At 59.7% G+C, this 16,589-nt stretch carries 15 protein-coding genes; 6 read left to right on the top strand and 9 right to left on the bottom strand.

Features of this window, described 5'->3' with window-relative positions; translation table 11 throughout:
* The first annotated feature begins 55 nt into the window (after positions 1-55).
* From accB to AKL25_RS17565, 6 genes are all read left to right on the top strand, one after another.
* Positions 56-520 (top strand): acetyl-CoA carboxylase biotin carboxyl carrier protein, encoded by a 465-nt coding sequence (gene accB, locus AKL25_RS17540; RefSeq protein ID WP_050479003.1) that lies wholly within the window; start codon positions 56-58, stop codon positions 518-520.
* A gap of 167 nt (positions 521-687) precedes the next feature.
* Positions 688-2,067 (top strand): acetyl-CoA carboxylase biotin carboxylase subunit, encoded by a 1,380-nt coding sequence (gene accC / locus AKL25_RS17545; protein ID WP_050479004.1) that lies wholly within the window; start codon positions 688-690, stop codon positions 2,065-2,067.
* Between the two features lie 14 nt (positions 2,068-2,081).
* Positions 2,082-2,996 carry a 50S ribosomal protein L11 methyltransferase gene (gene prmA, locus AKL25_RS17550; protein ID WP_050479005.1) on the top strand — a complete coding sequence of 305 codons (915 nt, stop codon included), beginning with the start codon at positions 2,082-2,084 and terminating at the stop codon, positions 2,994-2,996.
* A 94-nt stretch (positions 2,997-3,090) separates the two neighbouring features.
* Positions 3,091-4,281 (top strand): DUF3426 domain-containing protein, encoded by a 1,191-nt coding sequence (locus AKL25_RS17555; protein WP_050479006.1) that lies wholly within the window; start codon positions 3,091-3,093, stop codon positions 4,279-4,281.
* A gap of 123 nt (positions 4,282-4,404) precedes the next feature.
* Complete coding sequence (locus AKL25_RS17560; protein ID WP_050479007.1) at positions 4,405-5,340, top strand: carbohydrate kinase family protein; 936 nt, start codon at positions 4,405-4,407, stop codon at positions 5,338-5,340.
* A gap of 88 nt (positions 5,341-5,428) precedes the next feature.
* Positions 5,429-5,974 (top strand): peroxiredoxin, encoded by a 546-nt coding sequence (locus AKL25_RS17565; protein ID WP_050479008.1) that lies wholly within the window; start codon positions 5,429-5,431, stop codon positions 5,972-5,974.
* Between the two features lie 89 nt (positions 5,975-6,063).
* Here the strand turns inward: AKL25_RS17565 and AKL25_RS17570 are convergent, their stop codons facing one another.
* From AKL25_RS17570 to AKL25_RS17610, 9 genes are all read right to left on the bottom strand, one after another.
* Positions 6,064-6,606 (bottom strand): YggT family protein, encoded by a 543-nt coding sequence (locus AKL25_RS17570; protein WP_050479088.1) that lies wholly within the window; start codon positions 6,604-6,606, stop codon positions 6,064-6,066.
* A 331-nt stretch (positions 6,607-6,937) separates the two neighbouring features.
* Positions 6,938-7,636 carry a histone H1-like DNA-binding protein gene (locus tag AKL25_RS23825; protein WP_083444765.1) on the bottom strand — a complete coding sequence of 233 codons (699 nt, stop codon included), beginning with the start codon at positions 7,634-7,636 and terminating at the stop codon, positions 6,938-6,940.
* Positions 7,637-8,141: 505 nt separating this feature from the next.
* On the bottom strand, positions 8,142-9,335 hold the full coding sequence (locus AKL25_RS17580; RefSeq protein WP_050479010.1) for a ribonucleotide-diphosphate reductase subunit beta: 1,194 nt from the start codon (positions 9,333-9,335) through the stop codon (positions 8,142-8,144).
* A gap of 215 nt (positions 9,336-9,550) precedes the next feature.
* Complete coding sequence (locus tag AKL25_RS17585) at positions 9,551-12,526, bottom strand: ribonucleoside-diphosphate reductase subunit alpha (protein ID WP_050479011.1); 2,976 nt, start codon at positions 12,524-12,526, stop codon at positions 9,551-9,553.
* Between the two features lie 509 nt (positions 12,527-13,035).
* Positions 13,036-13,677, bottom strand: coding sequence for a 1,6-anhydro-N-acetylmuramyl-L-alanine amidase AmpD (gene ampD / locus AKL25_RS17590; protein ID WP_157050689.1), 642 nt, complete (start codon positions 13,675-13,677; stop codon positions 13,036-13,038).
* A 37-nt stretch (positions 13,678-13,714) separates the two neighbouring features.
* Entirely contained in the window at positions 13,715-13,984 is a 270-nt protein-coding gene (locus AKL25_RS17595; protein WP_050479012.1) for a PP0621 family protein, read from the bottom strand.
* Positions 13,981-14,790: a cytochrome C assembly family protein gene (locus tag AKL25_RS17600; protein ID WP_050479013.1), complete on the bottom strand. Its 810-nt coding sequence runs from the start codon at positions 14,788-14,790 to the stop codon at positions 13,981-13,983. Before AKL25_RS17600 ends, AKL25_RS17595 begins: the two co-directional genes overlap by 4 nt.
* A 172-nt stretch (positions 14,791-14,962) precedes the next feature.
* Complete coding sequence (locus tag AKL25_RS17605; protein WP_050479014.1) at positions 14,963-15,760, bottom strand: ABC transporter ATP-binding protein; 798 nt, start codon at positions 15,758-15,760, stop codon at positions 14,963-14,965.
* Between the two features lies 1 nt (position 15,761).
* The gene (locus tag AKL25_RS17610; RefSeq protein WP_050479015.1) at positions 15,762-16,583 is read right to left on the bottom strand and encodes an ABC transporter permease; all 822 of its coding nucleotides are present in this window, start codon (positions 16,581-16,583) and stop codon (positions 15,762-15,764) included.
* Between the last annotated feature and the right edge of the window lie 6 nt (positions 16,584-16,589).

Here is a 16,589-nt window from a genome sequence, read left to right on the forward strand (position 1 = left end):
GTTTAACTTGTTATAGCTGTTTTGTTATATCTACTATTACTACTGAGGAATTCACATGGATTTACGGAAACTCAAAACCTTGATCGATCTGGTCGCTGAATCGGATATCGAGGAACTGGAAGTCACCGAAGGCGAGAGCAAGGTTCGCATCGTCAAATCGTCGGCGACGCCGCAAAATCAGGTCGTGATGATGCAGCCGCAAGCTGCTTACCCGCAAACCATCCAGGCCGGCGCCGCACCTGCGCCTGTCGCGGCACCGGTTGCCGCCGCTCCGGCCGCTCCGGAAGGCCACATCGTCAAATCGCCGATGGTCGGCACCTTCTACCGCTCCTCCGCTCCGGGCGCTCCGGCGTTCGTCGAAGTCGGCAAGGAAGTCAAGGAAGGCGACACCATCTGCATCATCGAAGCAATGAAGCTGCTGAACGAAATCGACGCCGACAAAGCCGGCGTGATCAAGCAAATCCTGGTTGAAAACGGCCAACCGGTCGAATTCGGTCAACCTCTGTTCGTAATCGGCTAAATCCTGCCAGAATGCGGATGGACGGCCTGTAGTTTCACTGAGCCCGGCAATAATTGATGGCGCTCAACTGCAGGCCCGCACTGGAATTGCTTCCATGTGCTCCATCCATGGCGGATCTGGTTACCTGTATGTAAACGCTTGACTCTTGGCGACGCACATTTCCTCTTATGTTTGAAAAAATCCTTATCGCCAATCGTGGCGAAATCGCTCTCCGTATCCAGCGCGCATGCCGTGAAATGGGCATCAAGACCGTGGTCGTGCACTCCGAGGCGGACCGCGAGGCGAAATACGTGAAGCTGGCGGACGAATCGGTCTGTATCGGACCGGCTCCTTCCGCGCTCAGCTACCTGAACATGCCGGCGATCATCAGCGCCGCCGAAGTCACCGACGCGCAAGCGATCCACCCGGGCTACGGCTTCCTGTCCGAGAACGCCGACTTCGCGGAACGCGTCGAGAAATCCGGCTTCGTCTTCATCGGCCCGCGTCCGGAAAACATCCGCATGATGGGCGACAAGGTCTCGGCCAAGCAGGCGATGATCCGCGCCGGCGTGCCTTGCGTGCCGGGTTCGGAAGGCGCATTGCCGGACAATCCCAAGGAAATCGTGCAGATCGCGCGCAAGATCGGCTACCCGGTCATCATCAAGGCGGCAGGCGGCGGCGGTGGCCGCGGCATGCGCGTGGTGCATACCGAAGCGGCGCTGATCAACGCCGTGACCATGACCAAGACGGAAGCCGGCGCAGCCTTCGGCAATCCGGAAGTCTATATGGAGAAGTACCTGGAAAATCCGCGCCACGTGGAAATCCAGATCCTCGCCGACGAACACAAGCAAGCCATCTGGCTGGGCGAACGCGATTGCTCCATGCAGCGCCGCCACCAGAAGGTCATCGAAGAAGCGCCGGCGCCGGGCATCCCGCGCAAGATCATCGAGAAGATCGGTGAGCGTTGCGCCGAAGCCTGCCGCAAGATGAACTACCGCGGCGCCGGCACCTTCGAATTCCTGTACGAAAACGAAGAGTTCTACTTCATCGAAATGAACACCCGCGTGCAGGTCGAACATCCGGTCACCGAAATGATCACCGGCGTCGACATCGTGCAGGAACAGATCCGCATCGCCTTCGGCGAAAAGCTGCGTTATCGCCAGCGCGATATCGAGCTGAAGGGTCACGCGATCGAATGCCGCATCAATGCGGAAGACCCGTTCAAGTTCACCCCGTCGCCGGGCCGCCTGACGGCATGGCACGTACCGGGCGGCCCCGGCATCCGCGTCGATTCGCACGCTTATGCCGGTTACTTCGTCCCGCCCAACTACGATTCGATGGTCGGCAAGGTGATCTCTTACGGTTCGACCCGCGAGCAAGCCATCCGCCGCATGCAGATCGCGCTGTCGGAAATGGTGGTCGAAGGCATTTCGACCAACATCCCGCTGCATCGAGAACTGATGGTAGATGCCCGCTTCATCGAAGGCGGCACCAACATCCATTATCTTGAGCACAAACTGGCGGAGCGCCCAACTGCACCTCCGGCAGAAAAGCCGGCGAAGAAGTAAAGGCGAAGAAACCGATGGGCTGGACCGAAATTGTTATTCAAGTCACGCGCGATCAGGCTGAGGCATTGTCCGACGCCCTGATGGAAGCAGGCGCGTTGTCGGTGTCGGTGGAAGACGCCGACGAAGGCACGATCGACGAGCAACCGCTGTTCGGCGAGCCGGGAATGGAACCGGCCGAGGCTGCATGGGAACGCAGCCGCGTGGTGGCATTGGCCGATGTCGACGCCAACCACGCGACCATCGTCACCGACGCCGCCAAGGCCATCGGCCTGGACTACGCCCTGCCGTTCGCCTTGCGTTCGGTGGAGGAGCAGGACTGGGTGCGCCTGACGCAATCGCAATTCGATCCTATCCATATCGGCAAACGTATCTGGGTCGTGCCCAGCTGGCACGACGCCCCGGAACCGGACGCCCTGGTGCTGGAGCTGGACCCCGGCCTGGCGTTCGGCACCGGCAGCCATCCCACCACGCGACTGTGCATGGAGTGGCTGGAAGAACATGCCGCCAATGCCCCGAGCGTGCTTGATTACGGCTGCGGCTCCGGCATTCTGGCGCTGGTCGCCAGGAAGCTCGGCGCACAGCAAGTCATCGGCGTCGACATCGACCCGCAGGCGCTGGAATCGGCGCGCTTCAACAGCGAACGCAATGCTTGCGAGATCGAGTACCACCTGCCGGAAGCCTTCGTCCGCATCTATCCGGAAAACCAAACCTTCGCCATCGTGGTCGCCAATATTCTGGCCGGCCCGCTGCAACTGATGGCGCCGATGCTGGCCGGTCGCGTCGCGCCGGGCGGTTCGCTGGTGCTGTCGGGCGTGCTGGACCGCCAGGCAGACGAAGTGATTGCCGCTTACGCGCCGTACATCGCCCTGAGCGTCTGGGCCGAGCACGAAGGCTGGGTCGCACTGGCCGGCCAAGCGCCGACGGAGTAAGCATGTCGCGCCGGATCGTCCTTCGCCATGTCGGCAATACCGGAGCGGGGCTTGTCCTGCTCCCGCATGGTGTTGAACCGCGCGAGGTACGCTGATGGCGTTGGCGACCCAATGTCCTTTCTGCCAGACGACATTCCGCGTCGCTCAAGACCAGCTTAAACTGCGCGGCGGCCTGGTCCGCTGCGGCAGCTGCAAGGAAGTTTTCAACGGCAACGAGCATCTGGTGTCGCCCGACATCGCCCAGCAACTCGTCGCCACGCCTTCCAACAACACCACGCCGACAGAAAATCGCGCCGCACCGACGGCATGGCCGACGCTGCCGGGTAATGCGACTGCGGCGCCTGCTGCTTCGCCATCTGCTCCAACACCATCAGCCCCGCCTCGCCCGCCGGTAGATTTGTCAGCGGCCTTCGCTAGCATCGCCGCGGAAACCAATGACGCGCCCTGGGGTACACAGTCGGACAGCGCGCCATCGCGGCCTGATTCGCCGGCGCGGGAAGAAGCCGCTTCGCCGTCCTTTCCCCTGCCGGGCGCGCCGGCCAGGTCGGCCGGAACATCCGCTACCGCCGCGCCGCTGGACCAGGCTGAACAGGCTGCGATCAATACCTTGACGCAGGAATTGTCTTATCCGGTTCCCCTGACCTCCTCGGCACGCCAGGAAAACATGGCGCCCGCCGCCGAGACAAAAGAAACGTCAGAAGACAGCGAAGCTGAGAGCGAAGAAGAAGAGTTCGAAGAGGAATACGAAGAAGACGCCGACGCGCCCGCCTTCGTACAAAAAGCCGAACGCCGCGAACGCCTGCGCCGCATCAGCCGCATCGTCATGAGCGTCGGCGCAGTATTGCTGAGCATCGCCCTGCTGCTGCAAGCGACTTATATCTGGCGCAATACCATCTCCGCCTGGCTGCCGGCGACGCGGCCGCTGCTGTCATCGGTCTGCGCCGCGCTGCATTGCTCGGTCGGACTGCCGACCAATATCGACGAGTTGTCGCTGGAGTCGAGCGAGCTGCAACTGGTGCCGCCCAACCAGAACATCTATACCCTGACGGTGCTGCTGCGCAACCGCGGCTACAGCACGCAAGCCTGGCCGTACATGGAGCTGACGCTCAACGACGGCGACGAAAAAGCCATCACCCGGCGCGTCTTCACCCCGCGCGAATACCTCGGCTCGACGCAAATGATCGACGACGGCCTGGCCGGCGAAGGCGAACAGCAAGTCAAACTGACGTTCGAACTGGCGCAGCCGGCGGCATCCGGCTATCGCATCTATCTGTTTTATCCCTGAGCCATCGCTCGGCGCCTCCCACGCTGCCGCTGAATACAGCCGGCAGCCTCCGGCACGAAAATCCGCAAAACCGGCGGGATTCTTCTACAATGCAGCATTCTTCAACTTTCTCAGACATTCGCCATGAGTTCACTTATCTGCGGCTCGCTTGCTTACGACAACATCATGCAATACGAAGGCCGCTTCGCCGACGCGCTGCTGGCTGATCAATTGCACAAGATCAACGTGTCTTTCCTGGTGCCGTCGATGCGCCGCGAATTCGGCGGCTGCGCCGGCAACATCGCCTACAACCTGAAACTGCTCGGCGGCGAACCGGTCATCATGGCGACCGTCGGCCAGGACAGCGCGCCGTACATGGAGCGCTTCCAGAATCTCGGCATCTCCACCAGGAGCATTCGCGTGATCGACAACGCGTTCACGGCACAATGCTTCATCACTACCGATGCCGGCGGCAATCAGATCACCGCCTTCCACCCGGGCGCGATGAGCTATTCGCATGAGAACAAGGTCGCCGACGCCGGTCCGGTCAAGCTGTCCATCGTGGCGCCGGACGGCCGCGACGGTATGCTGCAACACGCCGAGCACAGTGCTGCGCAGGGCATCCCGCTGATCTTCGATCCGGGCCAGGGCATGCCGATGTTCAGCGGCGATGATCTGAAACACTTCATCGACCTGGCGACCTATGTCGCCGTGAACGACTACGAAGCCGAATTGCTGACCGCCCGCACCGGTCTGAGCCTGCAAGACATCGCCGGACAAGTCTCGGCGCTGATCGTCACGCGCGGCGAGCTGGGCGCGGAGATCTTCACCGGCGGCCAGAAGATCGACATCCCTTGCGTACCGGCAGACGCCATCGCCGACCCGACCGGCTGCGGCGACGCGTTCCGCGCGGGCATGCTGTTCGGCCTGACCAAGGGCATGGACTGGGCCACCACCGGCCGCCTGTCCAGCCTGATGGGTTCGATCAAGATCGCCTCGCAAGGTCCGCAAAACCATGCGCCGACACTGGCTGAAATCGACGATCGTTTCCACAAGGCCTTCGGCTATCGCTTTGCCTGATTGAGGCCTGCCGCCTGCCGGTGGCGTTCAACGCACCGGCGCGCAGCGCCGACACGCCGGAGACAGCAGTACATTGAAAGGAATAGTCATGAAACGCTTTGCCTCTGCCTTGTTATTGTCACTGTGCTCGCTGTCGCTTAGCTCCACTGCCTCTGCAGCGCTCAAACCCGGCGACAAGGCCCCCGACTTTTCCACCCAGGCGTCGCTCGGCGGCCAGGTGTCGACGTTCTCGCTGGCCGAGGCGCTCCGGAAAGGCCCGGTGGTGCTGTACTTCTACCCCGCCGCCTTCACCACCGGCTGCACGATTGAAGCCCACCTGTTCGCCGAAGCCATCGACCGCTACAAGGCGCTCGGCGCCACTGTCATCGGCGTGTCGAACGACAAGATCGAGACCCTCAACAAGTTTTCCGTCAGCGAATGCCGCAGCAAATTTGCAGTGGCCGCCGATACCGATCAGAAGATCATGAAGTCTTACGATGCCATGATGTCGAGCAAATCAGACTACGCCAGCCGGACTTCTTACGTGATCGCGCCGGACAAGAGCATCATCTACGAATACAGCAGCCCGAGCCCGGACAAGCATGTCGAGAACACGCTGCAAGCGCTGCAGCAATGGAGCGCGAAGAAGAAATAGGCGAGACAGGCAATCCGCAGCCCGAACGCAAAACAGGCCGCACGATGCACCGTGCGGCCTGTTTTATTTTGTTCCGGCTGAAGAAGTGATCAGCCGATGGAAAGCAGCAAGGTGCTGACCAGACGCACGGCGATCTGCAGCAGGATCAGCGCTGCCAGCGGCGACAGGTCGACATTGCCGATCAGCGGAATGACTTTGCGCAGCGGACGCAGCAGCGGCTCGTTAAGCGCCCGCACGAACGGCGCCAGCGGCGCATAGGGATTGACCCAGCTGAAGATCGCTTCGAGGATCAGCGTGGCCATGAAGCCGTAAAAAATCCATTGGAAGAAGCGCACCAGCGACAACAGGATGATGGGCTGGAAATCAAACCCGGAGATGAATCCGACTGCAGCGATGGTCGACAGCAGCACGATCAGGAAGGCGCCGACCAGGCTGGCCCAGTCGTAGCCGCCGACACCCGGCAGCACTTTGCGCAGCGGCTTGACCAGCCAGTCCGACAGCTGGAACACGAACTGCCCCACCGTGGCTGGCGGACGCACCTGTACGACCTGCATCCAGAAACGCAGCAACAGCACTCCAGCCAGCACGCTGGCGATGGCGTCAACGATCAACATGAAAATGCTATGCAACACGGTCACTCTCCATAAAAAACTGTTTGCTCATCGGGTTCGATGCTTAGGGCACATACTAAACCATGCAGCGCTGTTCCCTATATGGGGACTGGGAATAATTAACAAAGCCCCGCCTGGAACCATGCCGGTGATACGAGGAAATCACGGACGACATCCCCTTCCGGGCGACGGTCTCTGACGCAGTCAACACACATGCTGCCGGCCGGTCGGAGCAGCATTCAGCAGCCCCGGCGTCATGCCGGGATCCGTACCGGCGAAAAAAAACCGCTGCATGAACGAGTCACACAGCGGTATTTTGCACCTGATTACTCAGGCGCCAGGCCAGGTCCGATTAAGGACGTGTTGTGCCTGTTGGGAACGGCCAAGCTGCTGCCGGGTTCAGCACAGTCTTCACAGCTGGAGCTGCTGCAGCTGGCTTCGCTGCTGGCTTCTTCGCTGCTGGCTTAGCTGCCGCCTTCTTGGCGACTGGCTTCTTCGCTGCTGCCGGCTTAGCTGCAGCCTTGACTGCTGGCTTAGCAGCAGGCTTAGCGGCGACGGCCTTCTTCGCTACTGGCTTCTTCGCTGCAACTGCCTTCTTGGCTGCTGGCTTTGCTGCTGCCTTGACGACTGGCTTCTTCGCTGCAACCGGCTTCTTAGCGGCGACTGCCTTCTTCGCTACTGGCTTCTTGGCTGCAACTGCCTTCTTCGCTACCGGCTTCTTGGCTGCAACTGCTTTCTTAGGAGCTGCTGCTTTCTTCGCCACTGGCTTCTTCGCTGCGACTGCTTTCTTAGCGACTGGCTTCTTCGCTGCTACTGGCTTCTTCGCTGCGACTGCTTTCTTAGCGACTGGCTTCTTCGCTGCAACTGCTTTTTTAGGAGCTGCTGCTTTCTTAGCCACTGGCTTTGCTGCTGCCTTAGCGACCGGCTTCTTAGCGGCGACTGCCTTCTTCGGAGCTGCTGCCTTCTTGGCTGCAACCGGCTTCTTAGCGGCGACCGCTGGTTTCTTTGCAGCAGGCTTCTTCGCTGCTGGTTTCTTTGCTGCTGTTGCCATTTTGTTTCTCCTTCTTCACGTGATGGAAAAAATCAAGCTTGATTTAAGAAACCCGTCTGTACCATCGCGATGATGCAGGCGGATTATTCATCGGCACAAGCAAGCTTCTGCTTGCGCTAATGAATTCGGCACCAGCTGAACTGCTGCATCCCCTCACCTATGCAGCGCTTCAGCTATCTTGGTCTGGCCTCTGCCCCGCTTGTGCAGGGGCTCAGAGCTTCGGTCCGCGCCTTCGCGAACGCCACAACCAAAAAAAACGCCAGCGGATTACACGCTAGCGTCAGGAATACTAATCCCGAAAAACCTTCAGGTTTTTCAAAGGAAAAGCCGCCTGCCCCGATTTGATCGAGTTAAGCGGCGATAACAGAGAAGATCGTTTCGGTCTTTTACTGTTCATTAAATTTGGTGAAAGCCTTCCGTATTTTGGCAGTCGGATATCTTGCAAGCTACCCGACTGTTGAGTGCCTCACAAATCTCGCTGAAGAGCATTGACGAGATGGGCACATCATTCCCAGTTAAGCGCGCCTCCGGTTTGGTATTCGATGACTCGGGTTTCAAAGAAGTTGCGCTCCTTCTTCAAATCGATCATCTCGCTCATCCACGGAAACGGATTTTCTTCTTGCGCGAACAACGGGTCGAGTCCGATTTGCTGTGCGCGACGATTAGCGATGAATCGTAAGTAACCTTTGAACATCGGCGCATTCAAACCTAGCACGCCTCGCGGCATTGTATCCTCTGCGTAGCGATATTCCAACTCTACGGCGCTTAAAAACAACGATTTAATTTCGTTTCTGAATTCCGGCGTCCACAAATGCGGGTTCTCCATCTTCACCGTGTTGATCAGATCGATACCGAAATTGCAGTGCATCGATTCATCGCGCAGGATGTATTGATACTGTTCGGCGGCGCCCATCATCTTGTTCTGGCGGCCCAGCGCAAGGATCTGCGTGAAGCCGACATAGAAGAACAGACCTTCCATGATGCAGGCAAAAACGATCAGCGACTTCAGCAGCTTCTGGTCGTTCTCGGTGGTGCCGGTCTTGAACTCGGGATCGGTCAGCGTGTTGATGAACGGGATCAGGAACTCGTCCTTGTCGCGGATCGACTTCACTTCGTGATACGCGTTGAAGATTTCGGCTTCGTCCAGGCCCAGCGACTCAACGATGTATTGGTAAGCGTGGGTGTGGATGGCTTCTTCGAAAGCCTGGCGCAGCAGGTACTGGCGGCATTCCGGCGCAGTGATGTGACGGTAGGTGCCCAGCACGATGTTGTTGGCGGCGAGCGAATCGGCGGTGACAAAGAAGCCGAGGTTGCGCTTGACCAGGCGGCGTTCGTCTTCGGTCAGGCCGTTCGGATTCTTCCACAGTTCGATGTCGCGCTGCATGTTGATTTCCTGCGGCATCCAGTGGTTGGCGCAGCCGGCCAGGTATTTGTCCCAGGCCCATTTGTACTTGAACGGCACCAGCTGATTGACGTCGGTGTGGCCGTTGATGATGCGCTTGTCAGCGGCATTGACGCGGCGGGTCACGTCTACCGGCGCTTCGTCTTTGGTAACCAGAGCAGGATTCAGCGCCACGTCGGAGAATTGCGGACGTGTATTGTTGATAGCGGCCGATTGCAATTGAGGCTGAGGCGTTTGCGAGGCGTGCGGCGCGGACGGTGCCGGCGAGGCCTTCACTTCATCATCCCAAGAGAGCATGTTTTGATCCTTTACTTAATGTAGAGGCTGTTGCGAGATGACCGTAGCGTTGTTGCGCCTCCTGGTCACACTCGTTTCACAACAACCTCATTTTTTGACATCCCGGCGCGGCCGGGATGTGACTTATGACATTGATGCAGGCGGCGCGTTCATCTTCCGGAGAAGACTGCCGCCGGACTTGCCGGCGGCTGCTGCCTGCTTTTACTGCATTGTGATTACTGGCAAGCTTCGCACTCTTCAAAACCGGCATCGCCCGGACGCAGATAGCATGCCTCGCCGTCGGCTTCCGCCTCAACTGCTGCTGCCGCCACGGTGGCCGTGCTGGCCGCAGACGCCGTCATCGATGCCGGCGCCGAGGCAGCCGCTGCGCTATGGCCGACGCCGCCGTCCACTGCCACCGCGTTCAGCGCGCCGGTCTTGGAAGTCGACTTCTCGGTGTGGGTCGCGCCGATGGTGCGGAGATAGTAGGTGGTCTTCAGACCGCGCAACCATGCCAGCTTGTAAGTTTCATCCAGGCGCTTGCCCGATGCGCCGGCCATGTAGATGTTCAGCGACTGCGCCTGATCGATCCATTTTTGACGGCGGGATGCTGCTTCCACCAGCCAGGACGGTTCGACTTCGAAGGCGGTGGCGTAGATGTCGCGCAGGTCTTGCGGGATGCGGTCGATCTTGGCCAGGCTGCCGTCAAAGTACTTCAGGTCGGAAATCATGACTTCGTCCCACAGGCCGCGGGCCTTCAGGTCACGCACCAGGTACTCGTTGATTTCGGTGAATTCGCCCGATAGGTTCGACTTCACATACAGGTTCTGGTAAGTCGGTTCGATACAAGCCGACACGCCGATGATGTTGGAAATCGTTGCTGTCGGAGCAATCGCCACGCAGTTCGAGTTGCGCATGCCGAACTCGGAAATGCGCGAACGCAGCGCCGACCAGTCCAGGGTTTCGGACATGTCCGCTTCCAGATAGCCGCCGCGCTCTTGCGCCAGCAGCTTCAGGGAGTCTTGCGGCAGGATGCCGCGATCCCACAGCGAGCCGCGGTAGGAGCTGTAACGGCCGCGCTCTTCCGCCAGCTCGGTCGATGCCCAGTAAGCGTAGTAGCAGACGGCTTCCATCGAACGATCGGCGAATTCCACGGCGTCCATCGATGCGTAAGGCACGCGCTTCATGTGCAGGCAGTCCTGGAAGCCCATGATGCCCAGGCCGACCGGACGGTGGCGCAGGTTGGAATCACGCGCCTTCTTGACGGCGTAGTAGTTGATGTCGATCACGTTGTCGAGCATGCGCATTGCGGTGCGGATGGTCTTTTGCAGCTTGACGTGGTCGATTTCACCATTGACCAGGTGAGCCGGCATGTTGACCGAACCCAGGTTGCAGACGGCGATTTCGGACTCGTTGGTGTTCAGGGTGATCTCGGTGCACAGGTTCGAGCTGTGCACCACGCCGACGTGCTGCTGCGGCGAACGGATGTTGCATGGGTCCTTGAAGGTGATCCATGGGTGGCCGGTTTCGAACAGCATCGACAGCATCTTGCGCCACAGGTCCAGCGCCTGCACCTTCTTGAACAGCTTCAACTCGCCGCGGGCGGCCTTGGCTTCGTAGCCGGTGTAGGCTTCTTCGAAAGCCTTGCCGAACTTGTCGTGCAGGTCGGGCGCATCGGATGGCGAGAACAATGTCCACTCGCCCTTTTCCATGACGCGCTTCATGAACAGGTCGGGAATCCAGTTGGCGGTGTTCATGTCATGCGTACGGCGACGGTCGTCGCCGGTGTTTTTACGCAGTTCGAGGAATTCCTCGATGTCCATGTGCCAGGTTTCCAGGTAGGCGCAGACCGCGCCCTTGCGCTTGCCGCCCTGATTGACCGCCACGGCAGTGTCGTTGACCACTTTCAGGAACGGCACCACGCCTTGCGACTTGCCGTTGGTGCCCTTGATGTGCGCGCCCAGCGAACGGACCGGGGTCCAGTCGTTACCCAGGCCGCCGGCGTATTTGGCCAGCAGCGCGTTTTCCTTGATGGCTTCGTAGATGCCGTCCAGATCGTCGGCGACCGTCGTCAGATAGCACGACGACAGCTGCGAACGCAGGGTGCCCGAGTTGAACAGGGTTGGTGTCGAGCTCATGAAGTCGAACGACGACAGCAGGTTGTAGAACTCGATGGTGCGTGTTTCGCGGTCGATTTCGTTCAGGGACAGGCCCATCGCGACGCGCATGTAGAACGCTTGCGGCATTTCGATGCGGGTGCCCTGGATGTGCAGGAAGTAGCGGTCGTACAAAGTTTGCAGGCCGAGGTAACCGAACTGCAGGTCGCGCTCAGGCTTGATGGCTTCGGCCAGCTTGACCAGATCGAACTGGGCCAGCTTGGAGTCGAGCAGCTCGGCGGCGATGCCCTTCTTGATGTACTTGGCGAAGTAATCCAGGTATTCCGCAGGCGCGTCGGCTTGCGCGACTTCCTTGCCGAATACTTCTTTACGGATGGTGTGCATCAGCAGACGCGCCGTGACCTGGCTGTAGGCCGGATCTTTTTCCATCAGCGCGCGCGCAGCCAGGATGGCCGACTTGTGCAGTTCTTCAACCGGCACGCCGTCGTACAGGTTCTTGACGGTTTCGGCCAGGATGGCGTCGGCGTCGACGTGTTTTTCCAGACCGACGCAGGCTGCGGTGATCAGGGTGCGCACTTCGTCCAGATCCAGCAGGCGGCTTTGGCCGTCTTCCACCACGTGCAGTTGCGGTGCAGCGAAATCGGTCTTGGTATTGGCGCCTTGCTGTGCGCGTTCTTCCATGCGCTTGGCGCGGTACAGAACGTAGGCACGGGCGACATCGTGCTCGCCGGAACGCATCAGGGCCAGTTCAACCTGGTCCTGGATATCTTCGATATGGAAAGTGCCGCCGGTCGGCTGGCGACGCACCAGGGCCGAGACGACGTTGGTGGTCAATTGCTCGACCATTTCGCGCACGCGCGCCGAAGCCGCGCCCTGGCCGCCGTTGACGGCGAGGAATGCCTTGGTCACGGCAATCGAAATCTTCGATGGTTCAAAACCGACCACCGCACCATTGCGGCGGATGATTCTGTATTCACCCAAACCGGAAGCTGGTCGAACCGATTGCGAAGGCGTTGCTTCGTCCTGGTTGCCCGCCGTGGGAATGACGCCAAAATCTGCCGGGGATTTAGCGGAAATTTCTTGTGTAGAGCGCACTGAGCCTCCTTAAAACTGTGATTGACGGACAGCTGAGCTGCCCGCGTTGCCAATAGAACCCTTCATATATATAAGGTGCAAAAATATGAAGAGGTTCACGAATACCAAAAACAGGACGACGCCAACACCGCCGCAAGCGCGACTGCATATAAGTACGACCTGTTCCGAACTGATTAAATAACGCCTGAAATTGATGCTTGAAAATAATGCTTGAATGGGAGTGTTACCGAGACATCGTTTGAATTGTTGCTTGCCTCAAGACTCGCCACCCTGCGAATCCCAACCTGAAGCCCACTCCTGCTGAACCTGCTCCAGCCCTTGTTGAGAGCCTTGATCCAGGGCCATCACAGCGTGACCAGGGGACCGCGAACAGCTTCTTCCAACTCAAAGAACGATCAAAGAATTACTTACCAAAAACACTACATCTAGTTCCAAAGGAATAATTGAGACTAATTCTAGTGTCTGAAATCGAGAGATGCAACCGCTATTTCTGGATATTTTTATATGTTTTACGCTTGACTTTCACCGACCCCAGAAGGGAAGCGCAATTGCGCTGATTCAACATGGGCGAGGAAATCCCTCTGAAATCTAGGCCATTCGAAAAACGGCCCCGGATCGGTCTTCCTCCCGGGCGCGATGTGCTCGTGACCGGCCACATCGGCGAGCGGATAGCGCCGCCGTAACGCCACCGTGAGGGTCGCCAGCACCTGGTACTGCAGATCGGTGAAGGGCTCGAAGTCGGTCCCTTCCAATTCTATGCCGATGGAAAAATCGTTGCAGCGCTCGCGCCCCTTGAAGGACGACACGCCGGCGTGCCAGGCGCGGTCGTTGGCCGAGACGAACTGCAGCAGCCGGCCGTCGCGCTGGATCACAAAATGCGCCGACACCCGCAACGGACGCAACTGGTCGAAATACGGATGGGCGTCGCAATCGAGCTGATTGCAGAACAGGTCGCCGATGAACGGACCGCCGAACTGCCCCGGCGGCAGGCTGATGTTATGGATCACCAGCAAGTCGGTCACCGTGCCTTCGGCGCGGGCGTCGAAATTCGGCGACGGTTGCCGGCGGGCGTGGTCGCACCAGCCGTCGGCGGCGATCGTCAAGTACACAGGGATCGGGGGAACTGCGGTGGCCAGCTCCGGGCTGACCATCGATACTGCCTGCTGGTCGCTGGAGTCTGCCTTCATGTCAGGAAGACGCCAGCCTCAGGTGCTCTTCGCTGCAGTAAACAATACCCGCGGCGTTCGACACCGATTCGGATGCCGGGAAATGGATGCCGCAATGGGCGCACTGCACCATGGTTTCCGCTTCCTCTTTGCGCTGTTTGCGTGCAAAGGGATTGCGGCTGGCGCCGGCCGGCCCCTGGGGCGAACCGGCATTTGCCGCGATGGATTTTTTGGCGCGCTGCAGCCAGACCACGACTGCCAGGGCGATCACCAACCAAATAAGATATTTCATACCAGTATCCGATGCAGCACGACTTCGAGCACGAAGCGGCTGCCAACATAGGCGAGCAGCAAGACGGCAAACCCGGTCAGGGTGAAACTGAGCGCGGTGCGGCCGCGCCAGCCTTGCCATTTGCGTCCCGCCAATAACAAACCGAACAATCCCCAGGACAGCAGCGTAAAGATCGTTTTGTGATCCCAGCGGAAGGCCTTGTCAAACAACTGTTCGGAGAACACGACGCCCGACAACACGGTCAGCGTCAACAAAACAAAACCGAAAGCGATCAGCCGGAATAGGATCTTTTCCATCGTCAGCAGCGCCGGCAGGCGATCCAGCGCCATCGAGAACCAGCCGCTTTGCGCCGGACCGGGCCGCGTATGCAGGCGCGACTCCTGCAGCACCATCAGCACCGCATGGAAAGCAGCGATGGTCAGCGTACTGTAGGCCAGGATGGAAATGGCGATATGCCACAGGAACCAGTCCGACTTGCCCGCCAGGACCACCATGTTGCCCGGAAAGACGCTCGGCAGGATCACCGCCACCGCCGCCACCGGCAGCACCAGCACACGCAGGCTGTCGAGCGAGAAGTTGCGGTTTTCCAGCCAGTAGGCCGCGACCGACACCCACAAGGTGGCCGACAGCATCACGCCAAAACCGACGCGCACGGCGTCGGGCGCAAACATGTCCGCCATCAGGGCGCCGCCGTGCAGCAGCCAGCCGACCACCGTCCCGATCGAAATCGGCAGGCGCCGTTCGGAAGGCAGGAAGGCGCAGCCCAGGTACAAGAGCGCAGCCAGAATGAAAAAATAAGTTTGCATCGACTAAGTTTACACCATGTCGTCAATTCACTGACTGTCGCCGTCCGCCTGAAACGCGTTCAGGGAGCGCTGAATGGTCTTGCCGGCAAGCAAATGCGAAACCACCATATTGCCTCGGACTAAAACAATATGGTGGGGATGAAACCGCCGGAATCAATGGCGCAAAGAAGCCTCAGTCGACTGCCGCCGCACGCATTTCGTCATGGTGATGACGCTGCTGCTCTTCCATGACCAGCTGGCCGAGTTCGCGCTTCAAGGCATTGAACTCGGGATCGGCCGGGTCGCGCAGGCGCGGCAGCGTGACCGTGATGTCGCGCTTGATCGTGCCGGGACGATACGTCATGACGACGATGCGGTCGGCCAGGTAGATGGCTTCTTCGATGCTGTGCGTCACGAACACGATGGTCTTCTTGAACTCGTCCCAGATGCGCAGCAGCTCATCTTGCAGGTTGCGGCGCGTGAGCGCGTCGAGAGCGCCGAACGGCTCGTCCATCAGCATGATCGGCGAATCCAGCGCCAGCACGCGGGCAATCGCGACCCGCTGGCGCATGCCGCCGGACAGGTCCTTGGGAAAGCGGCTGCGGAAGTCGATCAGGCCGAGCTTGTCCAGCAACTGGGTGACGCGCGCCTGGATCTCGGCCTTGGCGACACCCTTGATTTCCAGACCGAAGGCGACGTTCTGCTCCACCGTCATCCAGGGAAACAGCGCGTATTCCTGGAACACCATGCCGCGATCCGGGCCGGGTTCGGCCACCAGTTTGCCGTTGGTCGTGATGCTGCCGCTGCTGGGCAGGGCGAAGCCTGCGATGGCGTTGAGCAGGGTCGACTTGCCGCAGCCGGACGGCCCCAGCAGGCAGACGAACTGGCCGTCGGGGATGTCGAGATTGATGTCTTTGAGCGCCACGACTTCGCGGTCGTCGCTCTTGAAAACCTTGTTGACGCCGGTAACGACGATTTGGGATGCGCTCATGTCAGCTCTCCAGTCCGCGATGCCAGCGCAGCATGTAATTGTTCAGACGGCTCATGCCGATATCGATGGCCAGACCCAGCAGGCCGATGGTGATCATGCCGGCAATGATCTTGTCGGACCAGAAATATTCGCGCGCTTCCATGATGCGGAAACCCAGGCCATTGCTGACCGCAATCATCTCGGCCACGATCACCACGATGAAGGCGGTGCCGATGCCGATACGCACGCCCGACAGGATGTAAGGCACGGCCGCCGGCAGCATCACGCGCACGAACAGCGTGCGCTGGCTGGCGCCGAGGTTGCGCGCGGCGCGCAGGTAGATGCTGTCCACCTGGCGCACGCCGGCGATGGTGTTCATCAGTACCGGGAAGAAAGCGCCCAGCGAAATCAGGAACAGCGCCGGCGGATTGCCCAGCCCGAACCACAGGATCGCCAGCGGAATATAAGCAATCGGCGGAATCGGGCGGATCACCTGCACCGTCAGATTCATCAGCCCGTAGACGCGCTGGCTCGATCCCATCAGCAGACCGAGCGGCAGAGCCAGTCCGGCGCCGATCAGGAAACCGACCACCACGCGATACAGACTGCCGATGGCGTCAATGATCAGCTCGCCCGAAAACAGCCAGGCCAGCCAGCTGCCGTCGGCCGGGTCATACGGTTTGGCGGGCGACAAGTATTCGAACCACTTGTGCACCACCGCCCACGGCGACGGCAAAACCAGCGGATTGATCCAGCCCAGCGAAGAAGCGCCCTGCCAGATGGCGATCACCACCACCGGCACCAGCAATCCCTGCAAGGCTCCCCCTATTTTTCGTTTTGCCATGTTCGT

It is taken from the genome of Herbaspirillum rhizosphaerae (genome assembly GCF_001189965.1).
GTDB lineage: Bacteria > Pseudomonadota > Gammaproteobacteria > Burkholderiales > Burkholderiaceae_D > Herbaspirillum > Herbaspirillum rhizosphaerae.